This window comes from Deinococcus aquaticus, assembly GCF_028622095.1.
In the GTDB taxonomy this organism is placed as follows: Bacteria; Deinococcota; Deinococci; order Deinococcales; family Deinococcaceae; genus Deinococcus; species Deinococcus aquaticus.
This window is the reverse complement of record NZ_CP115165.1, coordinates 878,186-893,296: the sequence shown is the minus strand read 5'-3', so window position 1 is coordinate 893,296 and position 15,111 is coordinate 878,186. Positions and strand designations below refer to the sequence as shown.

13 protein-coding genes are annotated in these 15,111 nt (G+C 71.2%); 7 read left to right on the top strand and 6 right to left on the bottom strand.

Annotated elements, in window-relative coordinates; genetic code table 11:
- Window positions 1-94: 94 nt before the first annotated feature.
- On the top strand, window positions 95-1,417 hold the full coding sequence (der, locus tag M8445_RS04315) for a ribosome biogenesis GTPase Der (protein ID WP_273989942.1): 1,323 nt from the start codon (window positions 95-97) through the stop codon (window positions 1,415-1,417).
- Window positions 1,418-1,502: 85 nt separating this feature from the next.
- Here the strand turns inward: der and M8445_RS04310 are convergent, their stop codons facing one another.
- The gene (locus M8445_RS04310) at window positions 1,503-3,365 is read right to left on the bottom strand and encodes a vanadium-dependent haloperoxidase (protein WP_273989941.1); all 1,863 of its coding nucleotides are present in this window, start codon (window positions 3,363-3,365) and stop codon (window positions 1,503-1,505) included.
- Window positions 3,366-3,464: 99 nt separating this feature from the next.
- Window positions 3,465-5,111 carry a stalk domain-containing protein gene (locus M8445_RS04305; RefSeq protein WP_273990829.1) on the bottom strand — a complete coding sequence of 549 codons (1,647 nt, stop codon included), beginning with the start codon at window positions 5,109-5,111 and terminating at the stop codon, window positions 3,465-3,467.
- 482 nt (window positions 5,112-5,593) lie between these two features.
- On the opposite strand from M8445_RS04305, the gene ftsH reads away from it, so the two are divergent.
- Window positions 5,594-7,456, top strand: coding sequence for an ATP-dependent zinc metalloprotease FtsH (ftsH, locus tag M8445_RS04300; protein ID WP_273989940.1), 1,863 nt, complete (start codon window positions 5,594-5,596; stop codon window positions 7,454-7,456).
- A 99-nt stretch (window positions 7,457-7,555) separates the two neighbouring features.
- Here ftsH and M8445_RS04295 read toward each other — a convergent pair whose 3' ends face one another.
- Both M8445_RS04295 and M8445_RS04290 read right to left on the bottom strand, forming a co-directional pair.
- Window positions 7,556-8,047 (bottom strand): DsbA family oxidoreductase, encoded by a 492-nt coding sequence (locus M8445_RS04295; RefSeq protein ID WP_273989939.1) that lies wholly within the window; start codon window positions 8,045-8,047, stop codon window positions 7,556-7,558.
- Between the two features lie 8 nt (window positions 8,048-8,055).
- Window positions 8,056-8,310: a DsbA family protein gene (locus M8445_RS04290; protein WP_273989938.1), complete on the bottom strand. Its 255-nt coding sequence runs from the start codon at window positions 8,308-8,310 to the stop codon at window positions 8,056-8,058.
- A gap of 132 nt (window positions 8,311-8,442) precedes the next feature.
- On the opposite strand from M8445_RS04290, the gene M8445_RS04285 reads away from it, so the two are divergent.
- The 4 genes from M8445_RS04285 (at window position 8,443) to M8445_RS04270 (ending at window position 12,568) form a co-directional block, all read left to right on the top strand.
- Window positions 8,443-9,405, top strand: coding sequence for a peptidoglycan-binding domain-containing protein (locus M8445_RS04285; protein WP_273989937.1), 963 nt, complete (start codon window positions 8,443-8,445; stop codon window positions 9,403-9,405).
- A gap of 272 nt (window positions 9,406-9,677) precedes the next feature.
- Window positions 9,678-11,447, top strand: coding sequence for an N-acetylmuramoyl-L-alanine amidase (locus tag M8445_RS04280; protein ID WP_273989936.1), 1,770 nt, complete (start codon window positions 9,678-9,680; stop codon window positions 11,445-11,447).
- 36 nt (window positions 11,448-11,483) lie between these two features.
- A complete protein-coding gene (locus M8445_RS04275) occupies window positions 11,484-11,870 on the top strand; it encodes an MGMT family protein (RefSeq protein ID WP_273989934.1) in 387 nt (128 codons plus the stop codon).
- Window positions 11,871-11,965: 95 nt separating this feature from the next.
- Complete coding sequence (locus M8445_RS04270) at window positions 11,966-12,568, top strand: c-type cytochrome (RefSeq protein WP_273989933.1); 603 nt, start codon at window positions 11,966-11,968, stop codon at window positions 12,566-12,568.
- Window positions 12,569-12,600: 32 nt separating this feature from the next.
- On the opposite strand, the gene M8445_RS04265 is transcribed toward M8445_RS04270, so the two are convergent.
- Window positions 12,601-13,524 (bottom strand): LysR family transcriptional regulator, encoded by a 924-nt coding sequence (locus M8445_RS04265; RefSeq protein WP_273989932.1) that lies wholly within the window; start codon window positions 13,522-13,524, stop codon window positions 12,601-12,603.
- Window positions 13,525-13,595: 71 nt separating this feature from the next.
- Between M8445_RS04265 and M8445_RS04260 the strand changes: the two genes are divergently transcribed.
- On the top strand, window positions 13,596-14,396 hold the full coding sequence (locus tag M8445_RS04260) for a class I SAM-dependent methyltransferase (protein WP_273989930.1): 801 nt from the start codon (window positions 13,596-13,598) through the stop codon (window positions 14,394-14,396).
- A 61-nt stretch (window positions 14,397-14,457) separates the two neighbouring features.
- On the opposite strand, the gene M8445_RS04255 is transcribed toward M8445_RS04260, so the two are convergent.
- Window positions 14,458-15,054, bottom strand: a complete 597-nt coding sequence (locus M8445_RS04255; protein WP_273989928.1) for a PAS domain-containing protein — start codon at window positions 15,052-15,054, stop codon at window positions 14,458-14,460.
- Between the last annotated feature and the right edge of the window lie 57 nt (window positions 15,055-15,111).

The window sequence follows — 15,111 nt, the reverse complement described above, 5'->3', positions numbered from 1 at the left end:
TCTGTGGTCCGGGCCGCCCAGTGGGGGCGGCGGACAATCGGCGGAACCCCCCAGGCGCCCGGGGCGGAACCGACACCGTACAAGGAGCGTCCACATGCATAAAGTCGCTATCGTAGGCCGACCCAACGTCGGCAAATCCAGCCTGTTCAACCGCCTCATCGGCCGCCGTGAGGCCGTCGTGGCCGACCTTCCCGGCGTTACCCGAGACGCCAAGGAAGGCCTGATGCTGCACCAGAACCACCGCATCACCCTGATCGACACCGGCGGCCTCTGGAGCGGCGACGAGTGGGAAGACGCCATCCGCGAGAAAGCCGAGTGGGCCATGGAAGGCGCGCAGGCCGTCATCTTCGTCCTCGACCCTCGTGAGGGCCTAAGCGCCGCCGACTACGAGGTCACCGACTGGCTGCGCCGCCTCGGGAAGCCCGTCATCATCGCCGCGAACAAGATCGACAGCCCCAAGCACGAGGTCTACATGGCCGAACTGTGGGGCCTGGGCTTCGGGGAACCCATCGCCATCAGCGCCGAACACGCGCGCGGCCTCGACGACCTGCTCGACCGCGTCATGACCTACCTGCCCGAGGACGATGAGGACATCCCCGAGATCGCGCCCATCCGCATCTCCCTGATCGGCCGCCCGAACGTCGGCAAGAGCAGCCTGCTGAACGCCATCACGCAGACCGACCGCGCCATCGTGGCCGATCAACCCGGCACCACCCGCGACTCCCTGGACGTCGAGTGGGATTACGGCGGTCAGCGCTTCGTGCTGGTCGACACCGCCGGCATCCGCAAGAAACCCGACACGGCCGTCGAGGACTACGCCATCCAGCGTTCGCAGGCCGCCATCGGCCGCAGCGACCTGATCTGGCTGGTCGTGAACGCCGGCGACCTCGGCGACCACGAACTGAAGCTCGCGAACATCGCGTACGACAGCGGCAAACCCGTGATCGTCATCGTGAACAAATGGGACCTCGTGCCCGACGCGGACCTCAAATCCACCGAGAAGGACCTGAACCAGAAACTCCACCACATCAGCTACGCGCCCCGCGTGTACACCAGCGCCATCAACGAGTACGGCATTCACGAGATGCTGGCCGAAGCCATGAAACTCCACGAGAAATGGCAGAGCCGCATCCCCACCAGCGAACTGAACCGCTGGCTGGGCGTCTGGCAGATGCGCCAGAGCGTCCCGAACTTCCACGGCAAGAAACTCAAGATGTACTTCATGACCCAGGTCGAGACCGCGCCCCCCACGTTTGCGATCTTCTGCAACCGCGCCGACTTCGTCACCCGCGCCTACGAGGGCTTCCTGCAGAACCGCATCCGCGAGGACCTGCAACTCGCCGGGATTCCCGTCCGCCTCAAATGGAACGAGAAAGGCCCGTACAAACGCGGCAAGAACGCCGAGAACGACGACTGAATCTCGTCACGTGCCCCCGCTCCGGCGGGGGTTGTTCGTTACCAGTCAGCCTTGACCCGTCAGTTGTTTACGGCGCTGCCCCCGGTCAGGGTGCCTGTCCCGTGAAGTACCGGCGGGCCAGGGCCACGGCGTCCAGCCCGACCTCGTGCCCGATGCGCCGCCCGGCGAGGTCGTCGGGTTCGATGTGAATGCCGCCCCAGATGCGGGACTGCCCGGCCTGATCGGCGGCGTCGGCGTACGTGGCCCATTGCAGGCGCACGGGCGAGTCGTTGGTACTCGAGTCGCTGCGGATGAAGCCGGGCGCGGCCGTCATCTCGTACAGGCCGCCGGGGAAGAAGCCGCTGCCGGTCAGGTCGGTCAGGACGCTGGCGGCGGCGCGGCTGAACGTGGAGTGCCCGGACACGAAGCCGGGGAAGGCGGGACTGACGAACACGGCCGTCTGGTACGGAATCCAGTCGGCGGGGTCACGCCAGGAGAAGCCCCCGGCGGGGTTGAAGCTGCGGGCCAGGAGTTTCCCGCCGCGCTCCTCGGTCACGCCTGCTTCGTCAGGGAGGGCCTGCCGGGCGGCCAGGACGCGCACCAGCGTGATGGGCCGCGCGGTGTCGGATTGCCGTTTCACGTCCCAGGCGGCAATGGCGGCGTCGTGCATGGCGGCGTTCAGGGCCAGGTACAGTTTCACGTCCCATTCCAGGCGGGGCAGCGCCGGGCCCTGGCCGCCCAGCCGGTGGGGGAGGCGGGCGTCGTCGCTGACGGCGTTCGCCAGGACGTTCCAGTGGCCGGGGGGCGTCTCGGCGCGCGGGCCGTCCGCCCAGAATTCCGCGATGATCCGCCCGTAATCCGCGAGTTTCGTGGGATTCGGCGCGTACGGCTGCCCGGTCACGGGGTTGAGGGGGTGGCCGCGCCCGTCGTTGGTGCCCAGGGGGTTGTTGCCGGTCACGGCGGGGGACAGGTCGGTCATGTCCGGCCGGGCGGGGTCCAGCTGGGCCTGCCGGCGTAGCAGGTCCGGTACCCAGCGGGCGGCCATGAGTGGGTCGCTGATGCTGGGGACGGGGCCGGGGTCGTGGTAGAAGCGGCCGTTGCGGGTCATGGCGAAGGGTTTCACGTTGCCCCACTGCGCGCCCATGAAGGTCTGCGGGCCGCTGAGGGGAATGCCGTTCTGCGTGAACGGTTCTTTCAGCAGCAGCGGTTGCCAGCGGTCGGGGTTGCTGGGGGTCGCGCCGGGAATCTCGGGGCGCAGAGGGCCGTTCACGGCGCGGTAGCCGGTAGTGTCGGCATACCCCTGCGCCTCGTTCGCGCCGTCCATGCGGGCGGCGTCCAGGATGGCCTGCGCGATGCGGTTGCCGGTCGCGGCGGGCGTGTCCCCCTGCGTGCCGGTGTCGGCGGGGTCCAGGCCCAGGTGCCGCAGGCGGTCGTCGAAGCAGGTGCCGAGCGCCGGGACGACGCCCGCGTACCGGGCGCGCAGGACGCGGTGCGCGGCGCGGTTCAGAGCCAGTTCGACCTGCGCGGGCGTGCCCTGGTGGGTTTCCTGAACGAACACGCCCTGCGCGGTGGGATCAAAGGCGGCCCAGGTGTCGTACATGGCGGCCGACAGGTGGAACAGGTTGCGGGCGTGCGCGGCGGGTTGCGGTAGCACGCTGCGAATGGCGTTCAGGGCCAGTTCGTCCCACACGCGCGCCGCCGAGTTCCCCGGCGCCTCGATGGCGGCCCACGCGGCGGGCGTCAGGTTGCAGGGGGGCGCGCCGGTGCTGGCCGTGCCCCCGGCGGGGCCAGGGCTGCTGGGGGCCGCGCCGCCGCTCATGCCAGTGCCAGTGCCGGTGTCCGTGATGGGCGTGGCCGGGCAGGCGGTCAGGGTCACGGTCAGGGCCGCGCCCAGGGCGCCCTGCCGCAGGGAACGCGGCCAGACCCGGCGGCCGGGGCGGGAGCGCGTGAACGTGAAGGGCGTCTTCATCTGCCGCGCAGTCTATGGCCCAGACTGACCCCTGGTACAGAACCGGAACGAGGGACACGGGCGCCGGGTCTGGCCGTGTCCCCCGCCCCGTCCTGCCGCTTACGGCTGGTAGGTCTTGATCAGCCCGCCGAACCCGCTGAGCGTCCGGGCGCGGTAGAACACCAGGCTGATCGGCAGGTTGCTGCCGCTGGCCGGCACGAAGTCGATGTTCAGGCGGTCGCTCTGGGAGCGCCACAGCATGACGGGTTCGTCGGGTTTCAGGGCGTTGCCGCTGCGGGGCAACTTGATGGTCTGCGTGATGGGGCCGTCCTGCACGTTCATGGCGCCCCGGTACAGGCCGCCGCGCGGGCTGAGGGCCACGGCGGTGCCGGCCGCGCCGTTCACTTCCAGGTCGTACAGCACGCCGTAGTTGCCGCTCAGGCGCACGCTCTGGCGGGTCAGGGCGTCGGTGCCCACGATGGCGGGGTCCACCTGACCGTCCCCGATCACGATGCGGGTGGGCAGGGTGCTCAGGTTCACGCGCAGGTGCCGCACGGCGTCCGGGAAGGTGCCGCGCACGTGCCGGCCGTCCGGGCGCAGGTACGGGAGTTGCTGCGCGACCTGCCCGGTGGGCGGCAGGGTGTCTTCCAGCATCAGGAAGGTCAGCTCCACGCGGCCCGAGGTGGTCAGGTCCTGCATGACGTTCACGCCGCTCCCGGCGCTCAGGGTGGGGCTGGCGTACACGGCGGCCGACTGGCCCGGCATCAGGCTCAGGGTGGTGCCGCCGCTGGAAGCGAAGTACTCCATGAGCGTCACCTGCCCCAGGATGCCCTCGATGCGGGTGGGGGCCGTCTCGCCCAGGCGTTCGCTGCGGACTTCCACGGCGCGGGATTCGAGGTTGCGGGCCATGACGTACAGGCGGGCCGGGCGGCCCAGGCCGTTCAGGTGGTACGCCAGCAGCCGCGCGCGCCCCTGCACGCTGTCCTGGTACAGGATGCCGCTCTGGGTGGGCACCTCGGGGCTGTCACTGAACAGCAGCGGGTAGTTCGGGCCGTCCACGGTGACGGGCGTGGCCGACGGGTAGTTCAGGATCTGCGGGTCGGGGAAGGCGTCGCCGGGCTGCGCGTACTTCAGGGCGTACGTCAGGGGACTGTCGGCGGGCGTGCCTTCCACGCGGATGGTGCGCGTGAACGGCTGGCTCTGAAGGCCCCGGCTGTTCGTGACGGTCAGCCCGACGGTGTACGTGCCGGGCTGAAAGTACGCGTCCTGCCGGCCGGTCCAGCGGCGCGCGGTGATGTCCGCGCCGTCCGGGTCGAAGGGGTACTCGGTGTACACGACCCGCTCGCCCGGCGCGTACACGCTCTTGTCGGTACTGAAGCGCGCCTGCGGGGTCAGGGGGTTGCCGCCGTCGCGCAGGGCGGTCAGCGTGAAGGTGCGGTCGTCGCTGATCAGGTTGGCGTTCAGGGCGTCGGCCAGTGTGCGGGCGCTGACGTACAGGGTGGTGCCCACGCTGGCGACCGTCCCGGCGGGCTGCGCCTGCCCGCTCAGCGAGGCGCTGTTCTGGCGGGCGTCCACGCTCAGGCGCGCCAGTTGCAGCTGCGTGGTGGTGCCCAGCAGCGGTTGCCCCAGCAGGTCCGCCACCTCGCGCAGGGGCAGCATGGTGCGCCCCCCGATCAGGCGCGGCGGGCTCTGCAGCGTGACGGGACTGCCGTTCACGAACGCGCCCGCCTGATCCAGCGTGAAGGTCAGCTGCACCGAGCCCAGCATGGGCTGAGCTGCGTGCGCGTGCCCCAGCGCGGCCAGACCGGCCACGGCCAGCCCCGCGCCCGTCAGGCCGCCGGTCAGGGGGGCCGCCAGTGGGGGGGTCAGCAGGGCCAGCAGCGGCAGCAGACGGGATCGTCGGGGGAAGGAAAGAAGCGTGAACGGGGAGAACCGTGAAAACCGCATCCGCCGAGTATGCCTGTCCAGGCTGACCGGAGTCTTCACGCGGGCCTGACACGGCCGCTTTGGTGGTTGAACGCTTAAGGGAACACCGGCCGCCAGGGGAGGGAAGACGGCCGGACGGGTGGCCGCAGGGAGACCAGTGGAAGGGTGACCAGCGGAACCCCCGGTGGGCGGGGCGGCCCGGGGCGCTGAGGGGCCTTGCTTTCAGTCTGGGGGCGCGGGCGGGGTCTACACTGGGGCATGACCGATTGGGGCACGACCGACGGGACCATAAGGGGCGTCACTGCCGCGCCGCAGAGGGCCGGATGAAGCGGCCCACCGTGCTGTGGGGACTGGGGCTGGCGCTGCTGCTGCTCCTCGCGCTTGGCATGACCCTGCCGCGTGACCGCAGGAACGAACTGAACCTCACGGAGTTCACGGCGGCCCTGAACCGCGGGCAGGTCAGTACGGCCGTCATCGTGTACCAGAACGGAACCGCGCAGGTCGGCGGGCAACTCGAGGACGGCCGCCCCTACCGCACCCGCACCCTGGCGGCCGACCCGCTGCTGAACCTCGCGTCGCTCCAGCAGTCCGGGGTGACCGTCTCGTACCTCGCGCCGTCCCGCCTGAGTGTCCTGAGCGTCCTGAGCGTGGCCCTGACTGTCGCCCTGATCGGCGGCCTGATCGTCCTGCTGATGCGCGGTCGCCAGAGCGGCGGCAGCGACGCGGCGGGAAATTTCGGGAAGTCGAAGGCGGCCGTGATCAGCGAGGGCCAGATCAAACTCAACTTCACCGACGTCGCCGGCTGCGACGAGGCCAAACAGGACCTCCAGGAAGTCGTCGATTTCCTCCGCCACCCCGAGAAGTACCACCAGCTCGGCGCCCGCATCCCCCACGGCGTGTTGCTGGTCGGCCCTCCCGGCAGCGGCAAGACCCTCCTCGCCAAGGCCGTTGCCGGTGAGGCCCGCGTGCCGTACTTCAGCATCAGCGGCAGCGACTTCGTCGAGATGTTCGTCGGCGTCGGCGCCGCCCGCGTCCGCGACCTGTTCGAGCAGGCCCGCAAGGCCGCGCCCTGCATCGTCTTCATCGACGAGATCGACGCCGTGGGCCGCAAGCGCGGCATGAACATGCAGGGCGGCAACGACGAACGCGAACAGACCCTCAATCAGCTGCTCGTCGAGATGGACGGCTTCAGTAGCGGGCAGGAGGTGATCATCCTGGCCGCCACGAACCGCCCGGACGTGCTGGACGCAGCGCTGCTGCGTCCGGGACGCTTCGACCGGCAGGTGGTGGTGGATGCACCGGACGTGCGGGGCCGCGAGCAGATCCTGCGCATTCACGCGCGCAAGAAGCCCCTGGACGCCAGCGTGGACCTGGGTGTGGTGGCACGGCGGACGGCGGGGATGGTGGGGGCGGACCTGGAGAACCTGCTGAACGAGGCGGCGTTGCAGGCGGCGCGGTCGGGTCGGACGCGGATCGTGGGGCGGGACGTGGATGAAGCGCGGGACCGGGTGCTGATGGGCCCGGAGCGGCGCAGTCTGGTGGTGCGGGAGGCGGACCGGAAGGTCACGGCGTACCACGAGGTCGGCCACGCCCTCGCCGCGCAACTGCTGCCCGGCGCGGACAAGGCCCACAAGCTGACCATCGTGCCCCGGGGCCGCAGCCTGGGCAGCGCGCTGTACACCCCGCAGGACCGCATGCACCACACCCGCGCCGCGCTGCTGGACCGGATCTGCGTGGCGCTGGCCGGGCACGCCGCCGAGCAGATCGCCACCGGGCAGGTCACGACCGGCGCGGCCAACGACTTCCAGCAGGCGACCAGCATCGCGCGGCGCATGGTCACCGAGTGGGGCATGAGCAGCGTGGGGCAACTGGCGCTGGAGCAGGACAGCGGCTCGTACCTGGGGTACGGCCCGCAGCAGGGCGCGTACAGCGACCACACCGCGCAGGCCATCGACGAGGAAGTCAGCCGCATCCTGAACGGCGAGTTCCAGCGGGCACTGGACCTGCTGGGCGAGCACGCGCACGTCCTGTACCGCCTGACCGACGAACTCGTCGCCCGCGAGAGCCTCAGCGGCGAGGACGTGCAGACCGTCCTAGCCGGGGGTACGTTACCTCCCCTCTCGCCCGACCTGCGCCCCACCGAAACCGCTGCGCCCACCGGGAAGCTCACGCCGGGACCCGCGTAGGCCGCAGGCGGATGGCAGAAAACAGATGGCAGATGGCGAATTCCCGCCTCTGCCATCTGCCTTGAGCCATCTGCTATCTGCCCTGTGCCTTCCCGGCGTTCAGTTCTGCGCGGGCACGGCGCACTGCCCGTCCTCGCAGCCTTCGGCGGGGGCGTCCGCGCCGATCATCTGGAGGGGCGCGGGGTGGGTCTCGTCCCAGACCTGCGTCAGGGCGCCCAGCAGCGTCTGCGGGTCCTGCGCGCCGTTCACGCCGTACTTGCCGCCCAGCACGAAGAAGGGCACGCCGCTGATGCCCAGCGCCTGCGCCTGCGTTTCATCCTGGCGGACGGCGTGTGCGTGGCGGCCGTCCAGCAGCGCGGCGCGCACCTCGGCGCCGTCCAGTCCGGTTTCCTCGCCCAGGCGGACCAGGGTGTCCAGGTCGCTGATCAGTTCGCCCTCGCTCATGTAGGCGCGCAGCAGGCGTTCCTTCATGGCGTCCTGCTGGCCGTGCGCGGCGGCGTGGTGGATCAGCTGGTGGGCCAGGAAGGTGTTGCCGATGCGCACGCGGTCGAAGTGGTAGTCCAGGCCCTCGTCGGCGGCCACGCGGGTCATGTGGTCCATCATGCCCTGGGCCTCGTCGGCGCTGCGGCCGTACTTGCGGGCAGTCCGTCGCGCATGTTCAGGGGGTGCTCGGCGGGCGTGCTGGGGTCGAGTTCGAAGGAGTGCCAGACGATCTCGACGTTGTCGCTCTGCGGGAACTGCGCCAGGGCGCTTTCCAGGCGGCGTTTGCCGACGTAGCACCAGGGGCAGGCGACGTCGGACCAGATGTCCACGCGGATCTTGTCGGGGCTGGCGGGCTGGAAGGAGGCGGTCATGCCCACATTCTCCCATGCTTTACAAAACAAAGCATGAGCTGGAGCACAAACGCCGCCCGCGCAGGCCTGCATGAAGCGCCCCCTGAGCAGACCCTCAGGGTCCGTCAGCCCACACGTGCTACCACTGACGGTATGAACCGGCGTGCCACGCCCACGACCCGCTCCCTTCCCCTCCCGGCGCCGCGCCGCCTGGCCCTGCGCGCCGTGGCCCTGACCCTCGCCCTGACCCTGCTGGCCGCGCACGCCCAGGCCCGCACGCCGGACCTGAGCGCCGCCGCCACCCGCACCGCCGCCGCCCTGAACGGCGTGCTGCGCAACTGCCCGGCCAGTTTCGACCCCATCGGCACGCCCGGCAAACAGTGCGTCGGCGCGCCCGGTACCACCGAGCAGGTCCGGCAGACCCTGACCGCCGCCCTGAAAGCCGACCTGTACGGCGTGTGGCGCAGCCGCGACGACCAGCGCAGCGTGTTCAACTGGCTGGACACCCCCGGCGGCTTCGTATACCTGCGCCTGCAACCTGACCCGGACGGCCGCGCCCAGACCCTGATCTACCTGGACCTGCCCCCGGACGGCGACCCCACCCCGGACAGCAGCGCCCCCGCCAGTGCCCCGGCCACCCCGCTGCCCGCGCCCACCCTGCCCGCCGGGACCGTGCAGATGGGCGGCGTGACCCTGACCCCACTCGACCCGCCCGGAACCGCCCAGGCAGCCCGCCCGGCGCCCACGCCTCCCACCCCGCGCGTGACCCTGCCGGCGGCTGAACAGGCGACCCCGGCTGCCACTGCGTCCCCCACCGTTTCTACCCCCGCGTCCGGTCGCTCGGCGCGCTCGCTGGCCCCGGTACCGTTCAGCCGGCCACTCGCCGTGCAAACCACCCGCCTGAACGGCCCGGACGTGCTGGCCGTGCAGAACCGCCTGATCCGCCTGATGCGCCCCGCCCGCCCCGGCCAGGGCGACGGCTGGTTCGGCCCCGTCACCGCCGAGGCCGTCCGCGCCTTCCAGCAGGCCAGCGCCCTGCCCGTCACGGGCCGCGTGGACCGCGCCACCTGGGACCGCCTGTTCGCCCCGGACGCCCGGACCTTCAACGCCCCCTGATACGGAGCGGAGTGAGCAGGAGCACAGAGGATTCCGGGCGTGGAGTTGGCCACCCGGTGCCCTGGCGGGTTGTGAACGAAACAGACGGCAGTCCGTATGACTTCTGTACGCCCTGAAAGGCGGCGCGGCCGCTCATGAGACGCCGCGCGCCGCCGGAGGAACGAGCAGGCCGCACGGCTGAAAGTGTGTGCTGGCGGGCGCTGCATGCCCGCTGAATAAAAATGAGTCTTTCTGCTCAATTCTCACTGCGGACAGGTAAAGTACAGGTCAACATGAAGCTGACTGCCACTTTCCTCTCATCCGCGCTGCTGATGGCGGTCGCGGGTTCAGGACTGGCCCAGACCGGTGATCCGTTTCAGCGGTCCGCCCCCGCCGCCGTTCCCCCCACCGTCTCTGCGGCGGGCAGCGCGACCGTCACGCCGTCAGTGCCCATCACACTGACCGGCGTGCAGAACGCCACCTTCGGCTCGCCCCGCTCCAGCAACCAGGGCAGCGCGACGCGCGTGGTGTTCGACCTGGCTCCCGGCGTCAGTTACTCCCTGACCCCTACCTTCACAGGCCTGCGCGTGGACGTGCAGGGCGCGCGCGTGCAGCCCGCCGTGGTCAGCGGCCTGGGCAACAGCGTCACCGAGTACCGCGCCGGGGGCGGGCAGGCCACGCTGTCCACCCTGTTTCCGCTGTCCCTGACCGACGGCTGGCAGGCGCGCGAGGCCACGCTGGCAACCGGCACCCGCGTGCTGATCATCGACATCGGCGCGACCGTCACGGGCGGCGCGCCGAACAGCCGCGTGCTGCCCAGCGCGCCCATCAGCGCCGCCGCGCAGGCCGTCCTGAACGCTCCAGTCAACACAGTCACCTCCGCCCCGGCCAGTGTCAGCAGCCTCCCGCCCGGCGATACCGTCACGCGCGGCGGGAAGGTCCTGCCGCCCGCCCCGGCCCTGCCCGGCGACAACACCGCCCGCCCCAACGACCTGAACGGACTGGTGCCCGGCACGTCGGGCGGCGTCACGCTGCCGCAACTGCGGATCGGCAAGAGCCCCGGCCAGACGCGCGTGGTGCTGGACCTGCCGCCCGGCACCGCCTACCGCATCGTGCCCGGACCCGGCGGCCTGAGCGTGGAGCTGACCGGCCCGGCCGTCCCGGCCCAGCGGGAACGGAACGTCAGCCCGGAACTGACGGAATGGTCCGCGCAGCCCACCCTGAGCGGCGGGATCATCCTGCTGTCCACGCCCGCCCCCACCACCGCCCGCAGCGGCTGGCGCGCGCAACTGCTGCTGCCGGGCAGCGGCGCGCTGTCCCGGCTGGCCATCGACCTGTCGCCCGCCATGGCCGACCTGACCCCACTGCCCGCCGCCGCGCGGATCGTGGCGGCCGTGCCGCCCTTCCCGGCCACGCGCGGCACGGCCATCCTGGCCCTGAGCGCCACGTACGTCCGGCCCCGCGTGGTCATCGACGCCGGGCACGGCGGCCGGGACCCCGGCGCGGTCGGGTCGGTCACCGAGAAGGAAGTCACGCTGGCCGTCGCGCTACGCGTGCGGGACCTGCTGGCACCGGCCGGCGTGGACGTCGTCCTGACCCGTGACAGCGACCGCGAACTGAGCAGCGACAAGAACACCGACCTGAAGATGCGCGCCGGCATGGGCACCCCCGGCACGCAACTGTTCGTCAGTATTCACGTGAACGCCCTCGAAGCCCGCAGCGCCCTCAAGGGCTACGGTGTGGAAACCTGGTGGAATCCCAACCACCCCAACAGCAGCGCCCTGGCCTCGCTGCTGCAACGCAACATGGTTGAGCAGACCGGCGCGTTCAGCAAGGGTCTGAAGAACAACCAGTCCCTGAGCGTGCTGCGTAACAGCCGCATTCCGGCCGCGCTGGTCGAGATCGGCTTCGCCAGCCACCCGGTCGACGGGCAGAACCTGAAAGACAGCAATTACCTGGACCGCGTGGCGCTGGGCATCGCGCAGGGCGTCCGCGAGGCCCTGGTCAGCGGCGTGACCGCCGATGCCGGGAGCTCCCCCCCCCTCGCCAAACGGGCCCCCTGACGCGGCCCGGGCCGTCCAGTCGTGCACAATGACGGCATGAGCGACCCTGCCCAGTCTGCGCCGGTGGCCCCCGCGTTCCGTGAACGGGTGCTGGCCCTGGTGGCCCGCATTCCCGAGGGCCACGTCATGACGTACGGGCAACTGGCGCTGCTGGCCGGGAATCCCGGTGCGGCCCGGCAGGTGGGCTTCGTGATGAACTCGCTTGTGGGCGGCGTGAGCACGTCCGGCGACGGGTTGCCGTGGCACCGCGTGATCAACGCGCAGGGCCGCGTCAGCACCCACAAGGTCGGCTTCGGGGACATGCAGGAGGGCCTGCTGCGCGCCGAGGGCGTCGTGCTGGACGGCACGGGCCGCTGCGACCTCGCCGCGAGGCAGTGGTGGCCGGAAGAGGAACGCGGCGCGCCCCCCACCCCGCTGCTGTAACGCCGCGCGCCCCGGGAGGCGGCGGGCAGGGGCATGAAGAAACTCCCCCGGCGGCCCTCCCACATGTCCCGGCAGGCCAGTCGTATGCTCGGGGCATGAACAGACGAACGCAGCGTGAAGCGGGTGACGTGATGTCCTGGGCCCTGGGCGTTACGGCCGGACTGGTACTGGGCGTGACCCTGCTGATCGCCACCCCGCAGCTCATGAAAGCCCCCCAGGCCGAAACCACGAAGACCGGGACGACCGCAACGACCATGCCCGAAACGGCCACCCAGTCAATGACCACAGAGTCAACGACCGCAGAGTCAACGACGACCAATTCGACGACCACGGGGGCCACCACGACCCCTGCGCCCGCCACCGATACTGCTGCCCCCGACGCTACACCTGCCGCCGCTGCGACCACCGACGCCGCGCCTGCCGGGGAGGCCGCCGCTGGCGATCCCACCGCCGGGCAGACGGTCTTCGCGGGCAACTGCGCCGGGTGCCACGGCGCGAACGCACAGGGTCAGATCGGCCCGAGCCTCGTGACCGCCGACGGCCCGAAAGCCTGGACGGACGCGCAGTTCCTGACCTCCCTGCGCGAGGGTAAAACCCCGCAGCGTGAACTGAGCGCCGCGATGCCCCGCTTCAGCGAAGGCCAGATCAGCGACGCGGACGTGGCCAACATCCACGCGTACCTCAAGACTCTGAACTGACCCGGAACCCGGTTGAATGGGTGTCAACCTGTTCAATCCGGGCGGATGCGGGTGGGAACAGACGGCACCCGTATGACGTCCGGCAGCGGCCCGGTCTGCAACGCTCCTCGCAGGGCGTGCAGGTCGGGCCGCGCCTCGTCGGCCGCGCGCTGCGCCAGCCACCAGCGGGCCGCCGGGATGCGCGACCGGGCGGGCCAGAGTTCGCGGACCTGCCCGGCGTCCAGCGCCTCCTGCGCGGCGAACAGGGGAACCAGACTGGCCCCCATGCCCAGTGTGACGGCCCGCACCACGGCCCGCAGGTCCGGCGCGATCAGCGCCTGCCGCGCCGCGAACCGCTGCCCCAGCGTGCCCGTGAAGAACCGCCGCGTGACCGGCAGTTCCACGCTGTAACTCACCCACGGCCGCGCGTTCAGCCACGCGCCCAGCGTGGCGGGCAGGGTGGGCGCGGCGTCCCAGTCGGGCGGGCCGATCAGCGCGAACGGCATCTCGGTCACGACCTGCGCCGTCAACTGGCGGCCCTCGGGTTCGGTCGTGACCAGCGCGGCGTCCAGCGTGCCGCTGCCCAGCGCGGCCAGCAGCGCGCGGTCCTCGCCGAACGTGACGTGCAGCGCGCCCGGCAGTCCGGCCAGCCGGGGCAGCGCGAAGCCGTGCAGGACCTCGGGTGTCAGGCCCAGCCGCAGTGGGCCAGGCGGGGCCGGGCTGCCGCGCAGGGCAGCGCTGGCCGCCTGGAGGTGATCCACGCTCTGCGCCACCTGTGCGTACAGCAGTTTGCCGCGCTCGGTTGGAGTCACGCCGCGCGGGGTGCGCAGAAATAGAGGCTCGCCCATGCGGGCCTCCAGCGCCGCCAGTTGCGCACTCACGGCGGGCTGGGTCAGGTGGCGGTCACGGGCGGCGCGGCTCAGGCTGCCGGCACGGTACACCGCCACGAACACACGGAACGGATCAAGAGACGCCATCAGGTTTTCTTATACCCCATGCCAGGGCCTGTGATTTGCAGTGATGCCCGGCGCAGGCGCACCATCAGGGCATGAGCGACCACCCCGCCCGCGCAGACCACGCCACCCCTGACACCAGCAGCGCGGCGCAGTTCAACCGGCACGCCGCGAAGTACGCCGCCAGCGAGGTTCACCGCCACGGGCCCAGCCTGCCCGCCCTGCTGGCCGCCGCCGACCCGCACGCAGCCGACGTGGCGCTGGACGTGGCGACCGGGACCGGGAACACCGCCCTGGCCCTGGCACCGCACGTCGCGCAGGTCACGGGCCTGGACGTGGCCGGGGGCATGCTGGCCCACGCGCGGGACCGCGCCGCGCAGGAGGGCGTGCCCAACGCCACGTTCGTCGTGGGCAGCGCCGAGGCCATTCCCTTCCCGGACGGGTCGTTCACGCTGGTCACGTCCCGCCACGCGCCGCATCACTTCCGGGACCTGCCGCGCTTTCTGGCCGAGGCGCGGCGCGTCCTGAAACCCGGCGGGCGGCTGGTCATCGCCGACCAGATCAGCCCTGCGCCCGACCTGCAAGCCTGGATCGACGCCTACCAGCGGCGGCGCGACCCCAGCCACCACGCGCAGCGCACCGTGCCCGCATGGCAGGCCCTGGCGCGGGAGGCGGGCCTGCGCTGGGCAGGCGAGACGCTGGTCCCCTACCGCCTGGAGTTCGCGTGGTGGACCGCGCAGAGCGGCAGCACGCAGGGCACCGTGCAGGCGCTGCGCGAGATGGTCGCGGCCCTGACCCCGCCGCAGCAGGCCGCCATCGGCGCGGAATTCGACGCTGCCGGACAACTGAGCGCCCACGTGGATCAGATGATGGTCGCCCGGCTGGAACGCGACTGACCATCGGGGCCGGTAGGCGCAACTGCGGATGCGCCCGCCCCTGAGTCGGCCGGGCTTCCGCTCACGCCTGCCGACGTTCCTCGCAGCACAGGTCGTCCATCAGTTCCCGCAGCGGCGCGATCACCGCAAAATTCCCCACGATGCGCCCCTTGTGCCACTGGGGCGTGCCGGTCACGATCACATCCAGGGTCGTGCCGTCCGTGCGTTTCAGCCGCGTCCGGTACGAGCTGGCCTGCCCGGCCTCCCGCGCCCGGCGGCCCTCCTGTAACTGCGTGTGATCGTCAGGGACCGTGAACTCGAATGGCGTGCGCCCCACCAGCGCGCTGGCGGGCAGCCCCAGCATCTGCGCGTACGCCCGGTTCACGTACGTGAAACGCCCGTCGCCGTCCAGCACGGTCAGGCCGTGATCCACGCTCTCCATGACCTGCCGCGCAAAATCCAGTTCCTGCTCGAACGACTCTTTCAGCAGCCGGTGCCCGCGCACCAGGGTCACGATCCGGGGGGCCAGCCACACGGCCACGCCCTGCACGGCCAGCAGCGGCAGCACCAGCACCAGCGCCGCCGGCTGCGGCGCCAGCCACGCCACCAGGAGCGTCTCCAGGGCCAGCAGCGCGAACAGCAGGTACGCCCACCTCAGTTCGGCCAGACCCGGCTTCATACCTCAGGGTGACCGACCGGACCTGTCAGGATTCTTACCGCCGGCCCCTGGGCGGGT